Annotated in this window: 21 protein-coding genes; 15 read left to right on the top strand and 6 right to left on the bottom strand. The window is 34.5% G+C overall.

Going from position 1 to position 19,866, the window contains the following annotated elements:
* Positions 1 to 152 precede the first annotated feature (152 nt).
* The 5 genes from OA86_RS00830 to ku all read right to left on the bottom strand — a co-directional run bounded on the left by OA86_RS00830 (position 153) and on the right by ku (position 5,528).
* Positions 153 to 1,262, bottom strand: coding sequence for a DNA topoisomerase IB (locus OA86_RS00830; protein WP_039347379.1), 1,110 nt, complete (start codon positions 1,260 to 1,262; stop codon positions 153 to 155).
* Between the two features lie 192 nt (positions 1,263 to 1,454).
* A complete protein-coding gene (locus tag OA86_RS00825) occupies positions 1,455 to 1,619 on the bottom strand; it encodes a hypothetical protein (protein ID WP_039347377.1) in 165 nt (54 codons plus the stop codon).
* 40 nt (positions 1,620 to 1,659) lie between these two features.
* Positions 1,660 to 2,097, bottom strand: coding sequence for a DUF6526 family protein (locus tag OA86_RS00820; protein WP_039347374.1), 438 nt, complete (start codon positions 2,095 to 2,097; stop codon positions 1,660 to 1,662).
* 57 nt (positions 2,098 to 2,154) lie between these two features.
* Complete coding sequence (gene ligD, locus OA86_RS00815; RefSeq protein ID WP_039347371.1) at positions 2,155 to 4,692, bottom strand: DNA ligase D; 2,538 nt, start codon at positions 4,690 to 4,692, stop codon at positions 2,155 to 2,157.
* 56 nt (positions 4,693 to 4,748) lie between these two features.
* Positions 4,749 to 5,528, bottom strand: coding sequence for a non-homologous end joining protein Ku (gene ku, locus OA86_RS00810; RefSeq protein WP_039348293.1), 780 nt, complete (start codon positions 5,526 to 5,528; stop codon positions 4,749 to 4,751).
* A gap of 95 nt (positions 5,529 to 5,623) precedes the next feature.
* Here ku and xth point away from each other — a divergent pair, with 95 nt between their 5' ends.
* The 10 genes from xth to OA86_RS00760 all read left to right on the top strand — a co-directional run bounded on the left by xth (position 5,624) and on the right by OA86_RS00760 (position 14,300).
* Entirely contained in the window at positions 5,624 to 6,403 is a 780-nt protein-coding gene (gene xth, locus OA86_RS00805; protein ID WP_039347369.1) for an exodeoxyribonuclease III, read from the top strand.
* Positions 6,404 to 6,416: 13 nt separating this feature from the next.
* Positions 6,417 to 6,812 (top strand): hypothetical protein, encoded by a 396-nt coding sequence (locus OA86_RS00800; RefSeq protein WP_039347367.1) that lies wholly within the window; start codon positions 6,417 to 6,419, stop codon positions 6,810 to 6,812.
* Positions 6,813 to 6,832: 20 nt separating this feature from the next.
* Positions 6,833 to 7,345, top strand: a complete 513-nt coding sequence (locus tag OA86_RS00795) for a DUF2147 domain-containing protein (protein ID WP_169743930.1) — start codon at positions 6,833 to 6,835, stop codon at positions 7,343 to 7,345.
* A gap of 3 nt (positions 7,346 to 7,348) precedes the next feature.
* Positions 7,349 to 7,693 carry a phage holin family protein gene (locus OA86_RS00790; protein WP_039347363.1) on the top strand — a complete coding sequence of 115 codons (345 nt, stop codon included), beginning with the start codon at positions 7,349 to 7,351 and terminating at the stop codon, positions 7,691 to 7,693.
* Between the two features lie 121 nt (positions 7,694 to 7,814).
* Positions 7,815 to 9,677, top strand: coding sequence for a M1 family metallopeptidase (locus OA86_RS00785; RefSeq protein ID WP_039347361.1), 1,863 nt, complete (start codon positions 7,815 to 7,817; stop codon positions 9,675 to 9,677).
* 1 nt (position 9,678) lies between these two features.
* On the top strand, positions 9,679 to 10,170 hold the full coding sequence (locus OA86_RS00780; protein ID WP_039347358.1) for a PH domain-containing protein: 492 nt from the start codon (positions 9,679 to 9,681) through the stop codon (positions 10,168 to 10,170).
* 67 nt (positions 10,171 to 10,237) lie between these two features.
* Positions 10,238 to 12,235, top strand: a complete 1,998-nt coding sequence (locus OA86_RS00775) for a S9 family peptidase (protein ID WP_039347355.1) — start codon at positions 10,238 to 10,240, stop codon at positions 12,233 to 12,235.
* Positions 12,236 to 12,357: 122 nt separating this feature from the next.
* On the top strand, positions 12,358 to 13,083 hold the full coding sequence (locus OA86_RS00770) for a DUF6090 family protein (protein WP_039347353.1): 726 nt from the start codon (positions 12,358 to 12,360) through the stop codon (positions 13,081 to 13,083).
* 39 nt (positions 13,084 to 13,122) lie between these two features.
* Complete coding sequence (locus OA86_RS00765; protein ID WP_039347349.1) at positions 13,123 to 13,611, top strand: DNA-deoxyinosine glycosylase; 489 nt, start codon at positions 13,123 to 13,125, stop codon at positions 13,609 to 13,611.
* Entirely contained in the window at positions 13,608 to 14,300 is a 693-nt protein-coding gene (locus OA86_RS00760; RefSeq protein ID WP_074781361.1) for a hypothetical protein, read from the top strand. Before OA86_RS00765 ends, OA86_RS00760 begins: the two co-directional genes overlap by 4 nt.
* An 8-nt stretch (positions 14,301 to 14,308) precedes the next feature.
* Here the strand turns inward: OA86_RS00760 and OA86_RS00755 are convergent, their stop codons facing one another.
* Positions 14,309 to 14,857, bottom strand: coding sequence for a hypothetical protein (locus tag OA86_RS00755; RefSeq protein ID WP_126340426.1), 549 nt, complete (start codon positions 14,855 to 14,857; stop codon positions 14,309 to 14,311).
* 169 nt (positions 14,858 to 15,026) lie between these two features.
* Between OA86_RS00755 and queA the strand changes: the two genes are divergently transcribed.
* From queA to OA86_RS00730, 5 genes are all read left to right on the top strand, one after another.
* Positions 15,027 to 16,076, top strand: coding sequence for a tRNA preQ1(34) S-adenosylmethionine ribosyltransferase-isomerase QueA (gene queA / locus OA86_RS00750; protein ID WP_039347340.1), 1,050 nt, complete (start codon positions 15,027 to 15,029; stop codon positions 16,074 to 16,076).
* Positions 16,077 to 16,165: 89 nt separating this feature from the next.
* A complete protein-coding gene (gene rlmN / locus OA86_RS00745) occupies positions 16,166 to 17,200 on the top strand; it encodes a dual-specificity RNA methyltransferase RlmN (RefSeq protein WP_039347338.1) in 1,035 nt (344 codons plus the stop codon).
* A complete protein-coding gene (locus tag OA86_RS00740) occupies positions 17,200 to 17,919 on the top strand; it encodes a YoaK family protein (RefSeq protein ID WP_039347335.1) in 720 nt (239 codons plus the stop codon). The genes rlmN and OA86_RS00740 overlap by 1 nt, the downstream gene beginning before the upstream one ends.
* Positions 17,916 to 18,800 (top strand): hypothetical protein, encoded by an 885-nt coding sequence (locus OA86_RS00735; RefSeq protein WP_039347332.1) that lies wholly within the window; start codon positions 17,916 to 17,918, stop codon positions 18,798 to 18,800. Before OA86_RS00740 ends, OA86_RS00735 begins: the two co-directional genes overlap by 4 nt.
* 88 nt (positions 18,801 to 18,888) lie before the next feature.
* On the top strand, positions 18,889 to 19,866 hold the full coding sequence (locus OA86_RS00730; RefSeq protein WP_039347330.1) for a polyprenyl synthetase family protein: 978 nt from the start codon (positions 18,889 to 18,891) through the stop codon (positions 19,864 to 19,866).

Genomic DNA, 19,866 nt, shown 5'->3' with positions numbered 1-19,866 from the left:
TATTATTCAAATGTAGAACAAAATTGTTCTATTATAAAAAATATGGTATAGATTTTTACTATTGACCTTATTGATGATATACGTTATTTCTGTAAAAGGTATTAAAACAGACTAAAAATTAAAGACAAATTTTTTTTAAGTGAATTTAATCTCTAGGACTGTAATTTTTCATTTTCTAATATTTTCATCACGACGGTTTCCTCTTTCGTTAAACCAGTTTTCCCATCATTTACTTCGATTTGATCGAGTTCGTCCATATATTTTTTGATGGAATGGTTCTCGTAAAGATTGATAACTAAAGGATGAACATAATATTTTCGACAAACATTTCCTGTATTTCCCAAGTGAGATGCGACCACTTCTAAAGCTTCTTTTACTTTAGATTTATATTCTCTATCATTTTCTGCTTCTCCAATTTCTTTAAAAGCAATTAACGCATTCACGGTTCCTGACCAAGTTCTAAAATCTTTCGCAGTAAAATCGTCGCCGCTGATCTCCTTAATATATTCGTTGACCATTCCAGATTCAATCGCGTGCCTTTTTCCGTCTTCATCATAATATTGAAAGAGTTCTTTACCGGGAATATCTTTACAGTTCTGGACAGCTTTCGCCAGTTTATTATTTTTCAGATCGATGTCATGATAAATCCCTTTTTTACCTTTAAAAGAGAAATGCATTTTTTGTCCTTGAATATTGACATGTCGGTCTTTCAAAGTAGTTAAACCAAAAGAGCCGTATAATTTTTCATACACGTTATTACCGATCCTAATATTCGTTCTTTCCATTAAGCTCACGACCACTGCAAGAACTTTGGTCTTTTCTAAATTTCTGAGAGCAAGATCTTTTTCTAACTGCAACCGCATTTGTGGTAAAGCATAACCAAACTGAAGCATACGGTAAAATTTGGTATGGTTCCGCAAAGCATTCCAAAGTGAATGATAACGATATTGTTTGCGTTGTTTCGCATCGATACCGGTTGCCTGAAGATGACCATTTTGTAGAGAACAGATCCACACATTTTCCCAGGCGGGCGGAATTGCCAGTTTGTTGATGCGTTGAATTTCTTCTTGATCTTTTATTTTTTCGTCTCCTATAAAGTAGGCATATTTTTTACCAGATTTCCTTCTCACGATTCCATCATATTCGTGATCAGACGTGTAAGTCAGGTGCACTGCTTTTGCAGATTTTACGGGATCCTTCATGATTTTTAGAATTTTTGAAGGAGTTAAAGAGGCGATAAGATCGGTTTCAGGATTTTTCATTGGAAAACTTGTAATTGGGAGACTATAAAATCATTAAAAATTAATTACGACTTCGTAGAAGATTTTCAATAAAGAGTTCTAAAAAACAAAAAGAAAGAATAAGACTCTGATTGATCAACGCCGGTTCTTTCTTTTTATAATCGTTCAAATTTAAACAAGTCTCGGTTTAAAGGAGATTTTCAAAGGAAATAATTAATTTTTTCCTCTTGTAAATAACCATATAATTAAACCTACAACTGCCGCGATAAGGATAAAAGCCCACCACATTCCGGCTTTAAATATGGTTCCGATGGCTTCACAACTTGTTAAAGAAAGAAATGCAAATACAGCTAAACTGAGTAAGGTAAACTTTTTCATGATCGTAAATTTTTAAGGTTTATTATTTAATGTTAATTTTTTAAACGCGGTTGAAATCAGGCTTCCAATTGGTTATTGATTTTTTAATTTCGTCACCTGATATATTTTGAGAAATTGCCTTTGCTAATAAAATTTTGAATTCGTCGTCGTCTGCAAATCTTAATGCAGCAATCTGACCAAAATTTAATTTTTCTACAATCTCGTCGGAACCTTTACCAAACAGTTCAAAATATCTTTGTTTGAATTCTAACCGAATAATTCGGTTTTGATTTCCTAAAGCGTAATGTTGACGCAACATAAAGGCAAGATAAAAAAGAAGGAAAATCACAACTGAAAATAAAATCCACGTCAATTGATTGCTTTCATCTGTAAAAATTTTTCTTATTCCTAATACTTCTAAAATAAGCAGAAGCGGTAAATAAATAAAATGATGTGGAGCGTAAAATTTTCGGTGATTGGCGTAGTTCTGAGTTTTCATGCAAAATTTCTATCAAATATGTTACCAAATTAATCTATTGATGATCAAAATGTAATATTATTCCTTTCCTAAAAGATCAATCGCTTTCAAAAGATCAATTCCCTTACCTAAAACGGGTTTGAAGAGATCTCCATTTTTTTTAATTCTTTCTAAAGCATTTTCGATGTTAAAATCGGTTGGTTTTAATCCTGGTTTTAATTCATTCCATTCAAGAGGCATGGAAACTGGAGCGCCATTTTTTGGTCTTAAACTGTAAACGCTTGCTAAGGTTTGTCCGCGACGGTTTTGAAGGTAATCGAGATAAATTTTATTCTTATCTCGTTTTTGTAAAGCTCTTTCCAAAGTGGTCATTTCTGGAAGTTCTTGCTGAACGAACTGCATTAGAATATGTCCAAAATTTTTCACCTGTTCAAAAGAATATTTTGCACCCATCGGAATATAAATATGAATTCCCGAACTTCCGGAAGTTTTGCAATAGCCTTCAATGTTTCCTTTATCCATAATTGTTTTCGCCATTTTCGCTGTTTCAATGACGTCATCAAAAGTATTATTGTCAGAAGGATCCAGATCCAAAACCAAGTAGTCCGGATTATCGATGGTTTTGATTTGGCTGGTCCAAACGTTAAATTCGATGCAGCCCAAATTATTCATATAAGCCATTGTCGCTTTATCGTTGCAAAGAATATAATTGATGTATTTGTCACTCGATTCCGAAAATACTTTCTCGATATCAATCCAATCAGGTGTTTCTTCGGAAGCATCTTTTTGATAGAAACTCATTCCATCGATCCCGTTCGGAAAACGGTTCATCGATTGCGGACGGTTTTTCAAATGGGGTAGAATATATTTGGAAACACTTTGGTAATAATCGATCAGATCACCTTTTGTCACATTATCTTTTGGGAAATAGATCTTATTTTGATTCGTGAGCTTAATCTTTTGCTTATCGATTTTCTGAAGTTTTTCTGCGTCCCGTTTCTCTATCGTTTTTTTCACGGGAACAACTTTTTCTTCTTCCTTCATTTCTGTAGTTTCAAAATTTAAATCTTCTGGATTCAGATCTTCGCGCAACCTCATAAAAACCGGATGACGAAAAATATGCTCTTCCGTTAGTTCTGTAAATTTAATTTCCGCGATCAGTTCAGGTTTGATCCAGGTTGGTTTATCATTGGCTTTTGGTATTACCTTGAAAGGCGATTTCGAAATAATGAGCGGTTCCATTTTTTCATGAAGTTCTTTTAAAGTTTTATCGCTGAAACCTGTTCCGGTATGACCACAAAAAATAAGTTCTTTCCCTTCATATCGTCCTAAAATTAAAGATCCAAATTTTTTCCTGCTTCCTTTCGGCGCGGTAAATCCGCAAATCAAAACCTCTTCGGTTTGTTGACTTTTCACTTTCAGCCAGTCACCGTTTCTAATGCCTTCCTGATAAGTGCTGTCAATTTTTTTGGCCATCATTCCTTCCAGGTCCATTTTTTCGATGAGTTTGAAAAAATCTTCGCCTTTTTCTAGAATATGATCGTGGTATTTTACAAATTCGGTTTCCTTTAAAGCTTCTTTCAACAATTCTTTTCGCTGTAAAAAACTCAGATTTTCCGTGGAATGTCCGTTCAACCACAGCAAATCAAAAACCTGATAAAAAACCGTTAAATTGGGATGATCGCTGATTCTTTGCAGCCATTGGAAATTCGGTTTTCCTTTGTTATCGTACGCAACCAGTTCCCCGTCCAGAACTATTTCGTGATCCTGTAATTTCAGAGAATTGACCACTTTTTTAAATTTCTCCAGGTAGGAGAGGCCGTTTCGAGAGTAGAGTTGAACGCCGTTTCGTAAATCTGCAATCGCTCGATAACCATCCCATTTTATTTCGAATGCCCAGTCTTTTCCGCTGAAAGGTTTCGGCGCAGTTTCGGCCAACATTGGCGTGATAAATTTGGTGAGTTTTTTTTCTTTAGAAAGAGAAGGAGCATAATTTTTAAAAGTTTTTACAGAATCCTCAGATTTACTTTTAGAGTTTCCTTTTTTGGCTTCCAAAACTTCAGTTACTTTCGAATTGGGATCTGTATTTTCTTCCGCATCATAGAAATCGGTGGCGTATTGATCTTTGTGTTTAATGAGCAGCCAGGGATTTCCATCCGTGGAATTTTTAATTTTGACCATGGCAAATTCCCCCTTTAATTTTTTTCCGTGAAGAACAATTTTTAAAGATTCTTTGTGAAGTTCATTTCGCATGATGAGATCATCGGTTTTGCCTTTCACTTTTTCTAAAGGTTCATACGTTCCTTCATCCCAGATCTCCACTTCTCCAGCGCCATAATTACCTTTCGGAATGCTTCCTTCAAACGTTCGGTAGGAATAAGGGTGATCTTCAACCATCATCGCCAAGCGTTTATCTTCCGGATTTAAAGAGGGACCTTTTGGAATAGCCCAGCTTTTTAAAACACCGTCCATTTCTAAACGGAAATCATAATGAAGCCGGCTTGCAGCGTGGCGTTGAATGACAAATTTCAATTTTCCTTTACCACTTTCGCTTTTGCCTTTTGGTTCAGATGTTTGCTCGAAATCCCGCTTTTTATTGTATTCCTCGAGTGCCATTTAGAAATTTATTTGAAGATTAAAAAGTTTCATTTTTGAGAAAATTATTTTAAAATTTAACTCGCTTTTACTTTTCCGGCTTCTAAACTTGCTTTTAATTGGGCCATTAAATCGGTTGCTTTTGCGGAAACTTCTTCTTTGGTTTCTACCTTTTTAGTTTTGCCTTTTGCTTTGGCTTCAATAATTTTCATGAGATCATCATTGTAGGTATTTTTGTATTTTTCAGGATCGAATTTTGTCGCCAACTGCTTGATGAGAGATTCTGCCATTGCCATTTCTTCGTCTTTCGGTTTTTTCGCAGTCGGAAGTTTTAAGTCTTCAAACGATCTTATCTCTTCTGGATAACGCATTCTGTTCACCATCAAAACTTTGTCTTCATAGGGACGAACCAAACACAGAATTTCTTTTTCTCTTAAAATAAATGTTCCGATTCCCGCCATTTTAGTTTTCAAAAGTGCTTTTAATAAAAGTCGATAGGCTTCTTCGCCGTTTTTCTGAGGTTCCAGAAAGTAAGAACTTTCGAAATAAGCGCTGTCAATTTCATTAATGTCCACAAATTGTTTGATGTTGAGAATCTTAGATTTTTCCGGACTCACTTCTTCGAAATCTTCTTTATCAAGAACAATGTAGCGATCTTCCATTTTGTATCCTTTCACAATATTTGCCCACTGTACTTCCTTTCCGGTTTTTGAATTGACTCTTTTAAAATTGATATTCTGCAGATCATCTTTATCCAACATATCTAAATCGATATTGCTTTCTTCGGTCGCCGAATATAATTTAATAGGAATGTTCACCAAACCAAAACCAATTGCACCGTTCCAAATTGCTCTCATAATCTTCAATTTATTTTCGGTTTTCACATCAAAAATGCTTCCAAAAAAAAGAAAGGTTTAATAATCTGATTAACTTTGAATAAAATTCTGGAGAAATGAAAATCGCAACTTATAACGTAAATGGAGTGAACGGACGATTGCCCGTTCTTTTAAGATGGCTCGAAGAATCGCAACCTGATATTGTTTGTTTGCAGGAATTAAAAGCTCCGCAGGATAAATTCCCGGAAGCTGAAATCTTAGAAGCAGGTTATCATTCCGTTTGGCTCGGTCAGAAAAGTTGGAATGGAGTAGCGGTTTTATCAAAGCTGGAAAAACCTGTAATTTCCCGTACCGATCTACCCGGTGAAGATGAAGTGGAAGCAAGTCGTTATCTGGAAGTGAAAATTAAAGATCTGATCATTGCGTGTATTTATTTACCCAATGGAAATCCAACTCCAGGACCAAAGTTCGATTACAAAATGCGATGGTTTGAAAGATTGGACGCTCACGCAGAAATGCTCATTACTTCAGGGAAAAAGGTTTTGCTTATCGGAGATTTTAATGTTATTCCGAATGAAAAAGATGTTTACAAACCTGAGAAATACAAGAACGACGGACTTTTCTTACCTGAAGTTCGAAAAGCATTTGAAAACTTGACCAGCCAAGGTTGGACGGATGCGTTGCGACATTTATATCCGACTGAAACCATCTATACTTTTTTTGACTATTTTCGAAAAGCGTACGAACGTAATGCAGGAATGAGAATTGATCATTTTTTACTGTCACCGGAAGTGGTGCCGCTCCTTAAAAGAGGTAAAGTTGACAAAGACGTTCGTGGTTGGGAAAAATCAAGTGATCATTGTCCGGTTTGGATTGAATTAGAAAATGTAAAATAATATTGAAAAAATAATGACTGAAAAGAATCTGCAAAAAATAATAGATACACAACCTTCGGTTTCGGGAAGCACCTTTCTCGTTTCCGCGCTATTCGTAATCTCATGGCTTTTAATGGTTGGTCTTTTTATCTTATCAATCGGATTATTTTTGGAAAGTTTTCTTCACTATAAAATATTTCTCGATTGGGTTTCACGACAATTAAGTTTTGGATTAAACGAAGATCAACGCTGGAAAATCGCCACAAGTTTTGGTCTTTTTTCCCTATTTTTGAGCATCATTTTTCTAGGAGTCATATTTCTGTGTAAAATGGTGTTGCGGAGAAATCATTTTATCATCCAGATCGAAGACTGGATTTTCGATAATGTGAAAGAAATAAAAAAGCCGAGACCTCCAAAGAGAAATTCATAAATCATATTAAAGCGCAAATATTGAAAATACCGAACAATTGGCAACAGTCTTGCATTGTCAGTTCCATGCTTAGAAAAACCTTTATTTTTATTTTTTATTTTTCTATTTTTACGCTTCATGCACAAGTGAAAGCGGATGACATTTTAGGAAACTGGACGACTGTTGAGAACAGCGTTTCTGTAAAAGTGTATCGATTAAATAATGAATATAGAGCAAAAGTAACATGGTTTGATGAACGGCTTGGAAGTGGAAAACCTATGAATCTGCGTCATGATACTCAAAATTTAGATCCTGAACTTCGAAAAAGAAAAGTAATCGGCATGGAAATTTTAGAAGGTTTAAAGTTCAATCCCGCAACATCATCCTGGGAAAACGGAACAATTTATGACGGTTCTTCCGGAAGATATTGGGATTCATCGGTAACTTTAAATAAAGACGGAACGTTGAAAGTTCGTGGTTACTGGAAAGTAAAGTGGATTGGAAAGAGCCTGATTTTTAGAAGAGTAAATCCTGGAACATTTAAAAAATTATAAACTATGAGAATTTTATTAAATCTATTAATTACAGCAATCGTCGCTTATGCCTTAACGTATATTTTAAGCGGGATTCATTTTGATGGTTTCAGTGGCGCCATTATTTTCGCCCTTGTATTGGGCGTTTTAAACCTTATCGTAACACCAATTTTGAAAATCTTAGGATTACCATTAACGATTATTACTTTGGGACTTTTTTCTTTAGTGATCAATGCTTTGGTTATTTTACTCGCTGCAAAATTCGTACCTGGAATGTCGATTGATGGATTTTTAACTGCCTTTATTTTCAGTATTTTACTGTCTCTTATTACTTCTTTACTCAGCGGGATTTTCACTTCTAAAGATTAAAAAAGAAAATTCAGTTTCAAGAAAAAACGAAAGACCCAATTTTAGAATTTCTGAGACTGGGTTTTTTATTTTTAAACCTCTTATTAAATTTCTTAATTTTGATTGACAAAAAATTAACACAATGACTCGTTTATTCAGCATTCTTTTGATCACCATATTTTCCTTCAGCACATTTGCGCAGGAATTATATATTCCAAGAAATATTAAAAAAGCTTACGAAAATCAAACACGCTCCAAAGATGGCAAACCGGGAAAAAACTACTGGCAGAATGGCGGCAATTATGCAATTGATTTCACCGTAAATCCTGCTACAAAAATAGTTTCAGGTGCAGAGATGATCGATTATTTAAACAATTCTCCCGATTCGCTAAAGACGGTGGTCATCCGTTTTGTGACGAATCTTCACAAAGCGACTTCCCCAAGAAATGGCAAAGTTTCAAAAGATTTTTTAAGTGAAGGTTTAAAAATGAAATCGCTTTCCATTAATGGTCAAAATTATAAAATTAACAGTGACGATTGGGAAACATTTTATGAATTAAAGTTGAATACCGCTTTAGTGCCGAAATCTAAGAATCAAATAAAAATAGAATGGGAATATCCATTATCAAAGGAAAGTGGGAGAGAAGGACAAATTGATGAAAACACGCTTTTCTGCGCATATGCGTATCCGCGAATTTCGGTTTATGACGATTACAACGGTTGGGATAAATTGCCGCACAACGGAAGAAATGAATTTTACAATGACTTTAATAATTACGAAGTTTCAGTTTCCGTTCCAAAGAATTTCATCGTTTACGCCACAGGAGTTTTAAAAAATCCTGAAGAAGTTTTACAACCCGCTATTTTAAATAAATTTAAAAAGTCTTTAACAAGCGATGAAATTATTCACGTTGCGACAAAAGAAGAAATTCAATCTCAAAAAGTAACCTTGCAAAATGCTCAAAATATCTGGAAATTTACGGCACAAAACGTGACTGACTTTACCTTTGGAACAAGTTCATCTTATATTTGGGATGCTTCGAGCGTTCAGTTGAAATCGAAAAAAGTGTCTGTTCAGGCGACTTATAATGCAGGAACCGTAGATTTTGAAAAATATGTGGAGTGGGAAAAATATTCCATAAAATGGTTTTCAGAAAACTGGCCGGGAATCGAATATCCATTTCCAACAATGACTGCTTTTCAGGGATTTGCCGATATGGAATTTCCGATGATGGTCAATGATTCTTCAATTCCTGATGACATGGCGGATTCCCGACAAACTGCGGATCACGAAATTGCGCATACTTATTTTCCGTTTTTCATGGGTATTAATGAAACTCGCTATGCATTTATGGATGAAGGTTGGGCGACAACTTTTGAATACCTGATTGCAGAAAGTGAAAATGGAAAAAGTTTTACCGATAAAGCCTTCATCAATTTTCGGGTAAAACGATATATTAATGATCCTTCAACCGAAGAAGATCAGCCCGTAATTTCGCTTAGTACGCAGGTTTCTGGATTAGGTTATGGAAATAATTCGTACGTAAAACCCGCATTTTCTTATTTGGCTTTGAAAGATATGCTAGGTGACGATTTATTCAAAAAATCGCTGCATTATTATATGCATACCTGGAATGGAAAACACCCAATGCCGTGGGATTTTTTCTACAGTATGAATTTAGGAAGCGGACAAAATCTGAACTGGTTTTGGAACAACTGGTTTTTCAGCAATAATTATGTTGACTTAAAAGTGAGTTCCGCTAAAATAAATGGTAAAAATTTAATGGTAAATATTCAAAATGTGGGGGGATTTGCCATTCCTTTTGATGTTGAAATTACTGCGATCGACGGAACGGTTTCTAAAAAGCATTTCACCCCAGAAGTTTGGAAAAAAGGTTCTTCTTACCAAACTCAAATTGCGGTAAATAAAAAAATAAAATCAGTAAAACTTGATGGAGGAATTTATCTTGATTATACGCCGAACGACAATGTAATTGCGCTTTAGGATGAAAGAATTTCAAACCGCAAAAATGGATGGTAGAACGAGGACAATGACTATAATTCTTGTGCTTTTTTTACTTCTTTTTCCATTTATATCTTTCTTTTTTGAACCACGGCGAACTGTTATTTCAATTTTCAGTTTGGTCATTATGTATGGTGTTATTCTGATTTCTTATGGATTTGTACCAAAAAAAATAACGATTACAGAATCGCAGATTTTAATCAAAAATCTTTACGGGAAAATTAGGATTAACTTAAATGAGATTTATTCCATTTCAAAAGTGAAAAAAACAGGTTTCAATCTCCGAACTTTTGGAGTTGGCGGTTTGTTTGGTTATTTTGGATATTTTAATGGAAAGGATATTTGGTATGTAACCAACATTCATAAAAAAATAAAGATCACTTTGAAATCGGGCAAAGTATATATGCTTAGTCCCGAAAATCCTGATGACTTTAGCAATGAAATTCAAACGCGGAAATCATCAGCAACATCCTAATCTGCTTCTTATCCTATGAATTTTCTATATTTGTACTGTTTCTTAATCTTCAAAATTTAAATTTCAAATGAAAATAAAAAACACCCTTATCGCTCTCGCAGCGCCTTTATTAATGAATGCACAAAACGTAATGACGCCAGAAACGTTGTGGACGCTGAATAAAATCGGAGTTTCTGCAGTTTCTCCGGATCAGAGTTCCCTAATTTACAGCGTTGGTAAAACCGATCTGAAAACCGAAAAAAACAACAAGAAGAATTTTTTCTTCAATATTAAAAATGGTGACGCGACCAATTTAGATCTCGGCAAGAAATCAATTATTCAATGGGATAAAAACGGAGTTTATGCGCAGGAAGATGATAAAATTTACTTATCAAAAGATGCCGGAAAAACCTGGATTGATTTTTATACTTTAGGTGAAGTTGATAATTTCATCATTTCTCCGGACGGTAAAAAAATCGCTTTCAGTAAAGAAGTTTTGGTAGAAAAAGTATTGGGAAAAGACAAATACTCCGACGTTCCAAAATCTACTGCACATATCTACGACGATTTAAATCACCGTCATTGGGATCGTTTTAATGAAGGAAAATACAATCACGTTTTTGTAGTAAATGTTTCTGAATCAGCTGATAAAGCCAAAGATTTGCTTCAGGGAAAACCCTGGGATTCGCCGCAAAGACCTTCTGGCGGAAGCGAAGATTTTCTTTGGAGTCCAGATTCTTCGCAGCTTTTATATGTGACAAAACCTTTGAGTGGCGCAGCATACGCACAATCAACGAACACCGATATTTTTGCTTACGACCTTAATTCTGGAATGGTTAAAAACCTGACTGAAAGCAACAAAGGCTACGATGTCAATCCTAAATTTTCCCCGGATGGAAAGTATTTGTCTTGGCAATCGATGGAAAGAGAAGGTTTCGAAGCCGATAAAAACGACGTCAAAATTTTAGACTGGAAATCAGGTAAAACGACTAATTTAACTAAAGCTTGGGACGAAAGCGTTGTCGGAGCAGTATTTTGGTCGCAAGATTCAAAACACATTTATTTCACGACTGCCTGGAAAGGAACAATGCAACTGTTCTCTTTAAATCCGAAAAATTCAACAATTCAGCAGATCACAAAAGGTGATTTTGATGTTACCGATATCCACGCAGAAAATAAAAACTCGCTTCTAGTTTCAAGAACCGACATGAATCACAATGCAGATCTATTTTCTGTTGATTTAAAAAATGGCGCAATGAAGCAAGTGACAGAAGTTAATAAAGATACTTACGCTAAAATAACTCCTTCAAAAACCGAACTGAAAATGGTGAAAACTACGGACGGAAAAGAAATGGGAGTTTGGTTTATTTATCCGCCAAATTTTGATCCTGCGAAAAAATATCCAACATTATTATATTGTCAAGGTGGACCACAATCTGCATTAACACAGTTTTTCAGCGTAAGATGGAATTTCGCTTTGATGGCTGCAAATGATTATATCGTTGTCGCGCCAAACCGTCGCGGAATGCCGGGATGGGGAACAAAATGGAATGAAGATATTTCAAAAGATTGGGGCGGTCAACCAATACGTGATTATTTAGCTGCTGCAGATTTTGCGAAAACTTTGCCTTACGTTGATGGTGACAGAATGGGTGCAGTTGGAGCAAGTTACGGTGGTTACAGCGTTTATATGTTGGCAGGAATTCATGAAAACCGATTCAAAACATTTATCGCGCACGACGGACTTTTCGATATGAAATCTTGGTTTTTAACCACTGAAGAATTATGGTTTGCGAAATGGGACCTTGGTGGTTCTCCTTATGATAACCCAACTCCGAAATCTTATACTGAATTTAATCCTTCCAATTATGTGAATAAATGGAACAAACCGATCATGGTTATTCAGGGTGGAATTGATTACAGAGTTCCTTATGAACAAGGTCAGGAAGCTTTTCAAGCTGCAAAATTAAAAGGTTTGAAAACAAAATTCCTTTACTTCCCGAATGAAAATCACTGGGTTTTACATGCTCAGAATGGTTTGGTTTGGCAGAGAGAATTCTTTGAATGGTTGAAAGAAACTTTATAAAATAACTCTTTCAAGAAAAATCTAAATAAATGATTTCCGATTAATTTTGGAAATCATTTTTTTTGCTATTTGATTTCTTAAGAAAAAGTTTAAATTTGTTTCAAAATAATAAGCAATTCACTATGGCGGAGTTAGAAGTAGTAAAATCAACCAAAAAAATTATTGAAACTGCAAAAGATAAAGAGAAAAGCTTTTGGCATAAAATAAAAGAGATGGCTTTGGAAATCGCTGTTATTATTTTCGCTGTTTCGTTATCTATTGCCTTTCATAGCTGGAGTGAAGCGCGACATGAGCAACATCAAGTTCGTGTTTTTCTGAAAGGTGTTCGTATCGATCTAAAGAAAGATATGATAGAAATGAAAGGAAATATCGAAGCTTATAAAAATCAGAGAAACGCATTTCGTTATTTGGCGACAATTCCAAAAGGTCATCTGGCTGATAACGACAGTATTCAGCATTTTGCACCCTATTTTTATAATTTCACTGGTTATGGTGGAAATACCGGTCGTTATGAAGGTTTTAAATCATCGGGGAAATTAGGTTTTATTGAAAATGATGACTTACAGAATAGTATTTTAGATTTATATGAAGAGAAAATTCCGCGACTCACTATTTCTACTGATTTCTATAAAACTCAAAAATTAAAATTCGCAGATTACATTACAGACAATACCGTAGATTATCCAGCAGGAAATATCACCAAAGTGATGGCCTCAAATCCTGTAAAAAACCGAAGTCAAATTTATCTTTCGTCAGTAAACCAGATTATTTCTAATTACGAGAATTGTACTGCACAAATGGAGGAGATTGTGAAAGAAATCGATACAGAACTTCCACGCAAGAAATAAGGATTTTCTGAAAGGCAGTATTAAAAAAATTTGTAAAAAATGCCTAATCGAATATCTTCTTTTCCACCAATTATTTCAGAAACTTCAAAAATTTTGATTCTAGGTTCAGTTCCAGGAATTAAATCTTTAGAGATGCAGCAATATTACGCTCATCCCCAAAATAAATTCTGGAGAATATTATTTGAATTGTTTCAGGAAGATTTCACAAAAGATTATTCTAAAAAATTAAAATTCTTAGAGAAAAACCATATCGCAGTTTGGGATGTCATTGATTCATGCGAGCGTGAAGGAAGTCTGGATACTAAAATCAAGAATGAAGTTCACAATGATGTTGAGCAGATTTTAATGGATTATCAAAATATAAAAGCCATCTTTTGTAATGGCCAAAAATCCTTTAAAAATGTACAAAATAAAATGAGGGAAAATCCTGAAATTCCTATATTTGTTTTACCTTCAACGAGTCCAGCTTACACGATCCCATTTGTAAAAAAAGTAGAGGAGTGGAAAATTATTAAAAACTTTATATGAAGAAATTTTATTTTTTGATGTTCTTATTAGTTTCTGTATTTAATTTCGGTCAAACCTATGACTTCGATTTTCTGACGAAATACAAAGCCCACAATTCAAAAAATAACTATAATTTTGATTCCGTTAATTATTTTAATACTGAAGATTTTTCCTATTACTTAAAATTAAGTAAAGACGAAAAGTTTTTAAGTGCATTTCTTTTTGATGAGAAAAGGAAATTCGTTCACTATTTTAAAGTCACAGAATCAAATATAAAACACGAAATTCAGTTTGAATTTTTATACGAATATTCTTATCCTTTTATTGCTGAACACCGTTTTGAAAATTATCATTTCGAATTCTCATCTATTTCCGAATCATCGCCGAAAGAAATTACTTTAAAAGTATTCAAATCAAAAAAAGCGAGAAAACCAGTGTTTGAGCAGACTTTAACGTTACAAACTGCCAACATAAATCTTTTTGAAATTTATAGAAAAAGTATTCTAAGCTATTTACATACTGCGGACGAAATTAGTTTTCCCGGTAATTATATCGTAAAAAAAGTGGTAGAAAAACACAAAGATTATATTTGCGAGATCGAATTAGTTGAGTACAAAAATGTAGAGCTAGAAATCGTTCTTCCAGAAAAATTAAATTTAAAAAATTCCTACCAAGCAGTGAATGGTACTTCTCTTAAGTTTAATCATTGATCGTTATTTTACAACTGAACTTTAATTTTAAAACCCGAATTAATTTTCATTTTAATTTGATCCGCAGTTACTTTACTTGCCCGAATTTCGATTATTAAAGAGTTTTGGGTGGTTCTAAAATATTCCAAAATTTCGTCGTCGGTCTCAGTAAATGTAATCGTGTTTGGATTCGTGTTATAGTAAGCTGTTGCAATTAAACGATCTGCTTGATTTGGAGCTTTCACATAAATTCTTGCATTCTTAATGACATCCAATTTATTTCCCAATTGAGAACTTACATAATCTAAACTCAAAGTACTCAGTTTCACTGATTTCAAATTGTTGATCGAAAAGTTTGCATTTTGCTCTTTAATCTTCGCATCTAAATTAATATTAATAGGAAGTTCTGGAGTTTGTGTGTAACCGGTTGTGCTTATTGCGGCGAAAGGAACATCAACCGTTGTCGTAAACGGAACTTCAAAAGGCGGTAAAACATCTAAAGCCGAATTAACAATATCCCGACAACTCGTGACAAAAAATAAGACGATAATTCCGGTAATTAACGATAACTTTTTCATACTGTAAATTTTAATGATTTTGCTTCTTGCATGAATCATTCCAATCTAAATATTTCGAAGAAATCTGGCTAAAATTAAAAGGACTTGACTTTGCCTTTTCAATGTCGTATATTTGCACTCCGAAAATTTTTCGTTTTCGGTCTTAATTTTTAAACCGTAATTTAAAAAAATGAAAACATCTGATTTTAATTTCCATTTACCGGAAGAACTTTTAGCTGAACATCCAAGCGAACACAGAGACGAAGCAAAACTCATGGTTTTAAACCGTGCAACTCAAACGATAGAGCATAAAAAATTTAAAGACGTTGTTGATTACTTCGACGAGCACGATTTGTTCATTTTTAATAATACCAAAGTTTTCCCCGCAAGATTATTCGGAAACAAAGAAAAAACCGGTGCCAAAATCGAAGTTTTTCTTTTGAGAGAATTAGATAAGGAAACGCGCGTTTGGGACGTATTGGTAGATCCGGCAAGAAAAATAAGAATTGGTAATAAATTATTCTTTACCGAAGATGAAGGTTTGGTTGCTGAAGTCATTGATAACACAACTTCCAGAGGAAGAACACTAAGATTTTTGTATGATGGTTCTTACGAAGAATTTCGTACAAAGTTGAAAGAATTGGGACAAACTCCACTTCCAAAATACATTAAAAGAGATGTTGAGCCAGAAGATGCAGAACGTTACCAAACGATTTATGCAAAGTATGAAGGTGCCGTTGCAGCTCCTACTGCAGGTCTACATTTCTCTAAACATTTAATGAAGAAATTAGAGATCAAAGGAATTGATTTTGCAGAAATTACGCTTCACGTTGGTTTGGGAACTTTTAATCCAATCGAAGTTGAAGATCTGTCGAAACACAAAATGGAATCGGAAGAAGCCATCATCACTCAAAAAAATGCAGATATCATCAACAAAGCTGTTGCTGAACAAAGGAGAGTTTGTGCAGTTGGAACGACGACGATGAGAGCGATAGAAACTTCAGTTTCCTCAAACAGAAAAATCGGACCTTATCACGGTTGGACGAATAAATTTATTTTCCCTCCACATGATTTTGGGGTTGCAAACTGTATGATCACCAACTTCCATACGCCAAAATCTACATTGATGATGATGGTTGCAGCATTTGCAGGAAAAGATTTTTTAATGCAAGCTTACGAAGAAGCCATCAAGAATGAATATAAATTCTATTCTTATGGTGATGCGATGTTGATCATTTAATCAATTATAAATGAAAAATTTTAAATTTTAGATTAAATTCATTTCTGTGTTTTTAATCTAAAATTTATCATTTAAAATCTAAAATTATTTTGAAAGATATCCGAACATTATCACTCGAACAACTCACTGATTATTTTTTGTCTTTGGGTGAAAAACCTTTTCGTGCAAAGCAGGTTTATGATTGGTTGTGGAGTAAAAATCTTCATTCAATTGAAGAAATGACGAATCTTTCGAAAGATTTAAGAGAAAAAATTTCGGAGGAATATATCATCAATCCAATTTCGGTTGACGAACTTCAGAAATCCAATGACGGAACGATTAAAAACGGTGTGAAATTACATGACGGACTTTTGGTTGAATCCGTTTTAATTCCGACCGAAACCAGAACTACAGCGTGTGTTTCTTCTCAGGTTGGATGTTCTTTAAACTGTGAATTCTGTGCAACTGCGCGTTTGAAAAGAATGCGAAATCTTGAAGTAGCAGAAATCGTAGATCAGGTCGCATTGATCGACCGACAAAGCAAATTGTATTTTGACCGACCACTTTCTAACATTGTCTTCATGGGAATGGGCGAACCAATGATGAACTACAAAAATGTAGTAGAATCGATTCGCAAAATTACCGAACCGGAAGGTTTAGGAATGTCTCCACGAAGAATTACGGTCTCAACTTCCGGAATTCCGAAGATGATCAAAATGTTGGCAGATGAAGGTTTAAAAGTAAAACTGGCGCTTTCTTTACATTCCGCGATTGAAAAAAAGCGAAACGAGATCATGCCTTTTTCGGATAAATTTCCGCTGACCGACATTATGGATTCTTTGAAATATTGGTATGAGAAAACAGGAAATATCATCACTTTTGAATATTGCGTCTGGAAAGAAATTAATGATAAAGACGAAGATATCAAAGCGCTTATTCAATATTGCAAGCAGATTCCAAGCAAAGTGAATTTGATTCAATACAATCCGATTGGTGATGGAAAGTACGATCAATGCAACAAAGATGCAGAAGAAAATTACGTACGACAACTGGAAAGAGCTGGAATCACGGTTCTCATCAGAAGAAGTCGCGGTGGAGATATCGACGCAGCTTGCGGACAACTCGCTAACAAAAGTAGTGAGTAATGTTCTCACACATCGGAAAAACCAGAACTCCCAAACATAATCTCGGAATTGCGTCCTTACTTTCTTTTGTTGCAGGATTGGTGAATGTTGTAGGCTTTTTCGCCGTGCAAAAATTGACTACTAATGTGACAGGACACTTCGCTTTTTTCGTGGACGAAGTTTTCAAACTCAATTTCACAAATGCATTTCACGTTGCGCTGTTTGTTATTTTCTTTCTCTCAGGTGCTTTTTTTGCTAATTTTGTGGTAGAAATTTATTCAAGAATTCGCGAAAATCAAACCTATATTCTTCCCATTATTACCGAAGCTTTAATTCTTGGAATCATTGCATTCATGGGAAATTATCTAATTAAAGAAGATCCCGATGTTATCGCTTACAGTTTGCTTTTTGCGATGGGAATGCAAAACTCTTTGGTAACCAGTATTTCAAAATCAATCGTTCGAACCACCCATTTAACGGGACTTTTTACTGATATGGGAATCGAACTCTCTCAATTGTTTTTTTATAAAGATGAAATGCATAAGTTCAAGTTGATCAGATCAATCAAGTTGCGTTTAACCATTATTTTCATGTTTTTTTTCGGCGGAATTACGGGCGGAATTTTATTCTCTTATTTCGGCATCAAATCACTTATTTTAGGTTCTGTAATTTTATTGAGTGGCCTGTTTTATGATTTCGTTAAAATCAGATTGCTACTCCTCAAACGAAATCGATCATGAATAAGTTCTACTTAATTATTATATTCTTTATTTCCCTTAGTTTCTCTGCTCAAAAAGAGGATCAATGGTTAAAAATGAATCGTTTTGAAGTTGCCGTTTTGAGCGATTCTTTAAAAGAAAATTCCGGATTAGAGTTTTATCATAAACGCCTCTTAACTTTCAATGATAGCGGAAACAGTTCGGACATTTTTGAAATTGATAAAACATCCGGGAAAATTAAAAATGTCTTCAAAACAAATCTTAAAAATATAGATTGGGAGTCTATTACAAGTGATTCTACCCATATTTATATCGGCGATTTTGGGAATAATGCAGGAACGAGAAAAGATATGAATATCTATAAAATTCCTTTTGACAGCTTAGAAAAAGGTTCGACTTCTATGAAAGCTCAGAAAATTCCGTTTTATTATCCGGAACAAAAAGACTTTACTTCAAAAAATTTAAACAATAATTTCGATGGTGAAGCGATAATTTTTTTGAATGGAAAAATTCATATTTTCACTAAAGAATGGAAGTCAAGATCAACAACGCACTATATTTTAGATCCAAATATTTCCGAAAATCAGTCTGCTGAAAAAGCAGAAACTTTTCACACCGGTTATGTCGTTACAGATGCTGCTTACTTTGATAAAAAGCTTTATTTAATTGGTTATACCAAAAAGACAGAAGTTTTCCTTTCTATTTTTAATGAAACGAATCCTGGAGTTTTCTTTGAGCAAAAACCTCGAAGATATTACCTCGGAAGTGCTTTATCAATTGGTCAAATTGAAGGAATTGCAGTCGATGACGAAGGGGTTTACATTTCGGGAGAAGAATTTATAACGCCTTTTCTAAAATCAAAACAACGCCTTTATTTTATTTCGTCTCAGAAATTGAAATAAATCCCACAGATTGAACAGTTTTTCCCAACTAATCTGTTTTTAATAATTATCTTTGCCTTTACTTACAATTTTAATAATTCTCTCAGTTTTGGCGAATATCGTAGAAGAAATCAAGAAGCCCATCAAAGAAGAAATGAAACTTTTCGAGCAGAAGTTTTATGAATCGATGCAGAGCAATGTTCCACTTTTGGATAAGGTGACGCGTTTTATCGTTACTACGAAAGGGAAGCAGATGCGCCCTATGTTTGTTTTTCTCTGCGCAAAACTCTTGGGAGAAGTGAACGAAAAAACATTTCGTGGAGCTTCGATGATCGAATTGATTCACACCGCAACTTTGGTTCATGATGACGTAGTAGATGAAAGTTTTAAACGAAGAAATTTCTTCTCTATAAATGCTTTATGGAAGAATAAAATCGCCGTTCTGGTTGGAGATTATCTTTTGTCAAAAGCAGTTTTACTTTCTACCGATCACAAAGATTACGATTTACTTTCTGTTATTTCTACTACCATTCGCGAAATGTCTGAAGGTGAACTTCTTCAGTTAGAAAAAGCCCGAAAATTGGATATTACCGAAGACGTTTACTTTGAAATTATCCGTCAGAAAACTGCAACACTCATTGCCGCGTGCTGTGAAATTGGCGTTCTCTCTAACAATGCTGATGAAAATTTGGCGAGTAAAATGCGGGAATTTGGAACTTTAACTGGAATGGCTTTTCAGATTAAAGATGATTTGTTTGATTTTTTGACCTCAAATATTATTGGAAAACCAGTTGGAATTGATATTAAAGAGAAGAAGATGACATTGCCTTTAATTCATAGTTTAAAAATGGCCAGTGAAAAGGATAGAAAATATTATTTCAATACCATCAAACGCTATAATAACGATACAAAACGGGTTAAAGAGCTCATTGAATTTGTAAAGAATTCTGGTGGTTTAGAATATGCAATCGGCGTCATGAAAGAATATCAGCAGAAAGCTAAAAATATTCTGAATGAATTCCCTGATCACGAAGCAAAACATTCGCTCAATCTGATGCTGGATTACGTGATTGAAAGAAAATATTAA

Source organism: Kaistella jeonii, assembly GCF_000812865.1.
Lineage (GTDB): Bacteria > Bacteroidota > Bacteroidia > Flavobacteriales > Weeksellaceae > Kaistella > Kaistella jeonii.
Note: the sequence above shows the minus strand (reverse complement) of the source record. Positions and strands in the feature narration are given on the sequence as shown.

Coding starts and splice junctions, on each gene's coding strand:
- OA86_RS00830 (WP_039347379.1), bottom strand. CDS start 1,262: ATGAAAAATCCTGAAACCGATCTTATCGCCTCTTTAACTCCTTCAAAA.
- OA86_RS00825 (WP_039347377.1), bottom strand. CDS start 1,619: ATGAAAAAGTTTACCTTACTCAGTTTAGCTGTATTTGCATTTCTTTCT.
- OA86_RS00820 (WP_039347374.1), bottom strand. CDS start 2,097: ATGAAAACTCAGAACTACGCCAATCACCGAAAATTTTACGCTCCACAT.
- ligD (WP_039347371.1), bottom strand. CDS start 4,692: ATGGCACTCGAGGAATACAATAAAAAGCGGGATTTCGAGCAAACATCT.
- ku (WP_039348293.1), bottom strand. CDS start 5,528: ATGAGAGCAATTTGGAACGGTGCAATTGGTTTTGGTTTGGTGAACATT.
- xth (WP_039347369.1), top strand. CDS start 5,624: ATGAAAATCGCAACTTATAACGTAAATGGAGTGAACGGACGATTGCCC.
- OA86_RS00800 (WP_039347367.1), top strand. CDS start 6,417: ATGACTGAAAAGAATCTGCAAAAAATAATAGATACACAACCTTCGGTT.
- OA86_RS00790 (WP_039347363.1), top strand. CDS start 7,349: ATGAGAATTTTATTAAATCTATTAATTACAGCAATCGTCGCTTATGCC.
- OA86_RS00785 (WP_039347361.1), top strand. CDS start 7,815: ATGACTCGTTTATTCAGCATTCTTTTGATCACCATATTTTCCTTCAGC.
- OA86_RS00780 (WP_039347358.1), top strand. CDS start 9,679: ATGAAAGAATTTCAAACCGCAAAAATGGATGGTAGAACGAGGACAATG.
- OA86_RS00775 (WP_039347355.1), top strand. CDS start 10,238: ATGAAAATAAAAAACACCCTTATCGCTCTCGCAGCGCCTTTATTAATG.
- OA86_RS00770 (WP_039347353.1), top strand. CDS start 12,358: ATGGCGGAGTTAGAAGTAGTAAAATCAACCAAAAAAATTATTGAAACT.
- OA86_RS00765 (WP_039347349.1), top strand. CDS start 13,123: ATGCCTAATCGAATATCTTCTTTTCCACCAATTATTTCAGAAACTTCA.
- OA86_RS00760 (WP_074781361.1), top strand. CDS start 13,608: ATGAAGAAATTTTATTTTTTGATGTTCTTATTAGTTTCTGTATTTAAT.
- OA86_RS00755 (WP_126340426.1), bottom strand. CDS start 14,857: ATGAAAAAGTTATCGTTAATTACCGGAATTATCGTCTTATTTTTTGTC.
- queA (WP_039347340.1), top strand. CDS start 15,027: ATGAAAACATCTGATTTTAATTTCCATTTACCGGAAGAACTTTTAGCT.
- OA86_RS00740 (WP_039347335.1), top strand. CDS start 17,200: ATGTTCTCACACATCGGAAAAACCAGAACTCCCAAACATAATCTCGGA.
- OA86_RS00735 (WP_039347332.1), top strand. CDS start 17,916: ATGAATAAGTTCTACTTAATTATTATATTCTTTATTTCCCTTAGTTTC.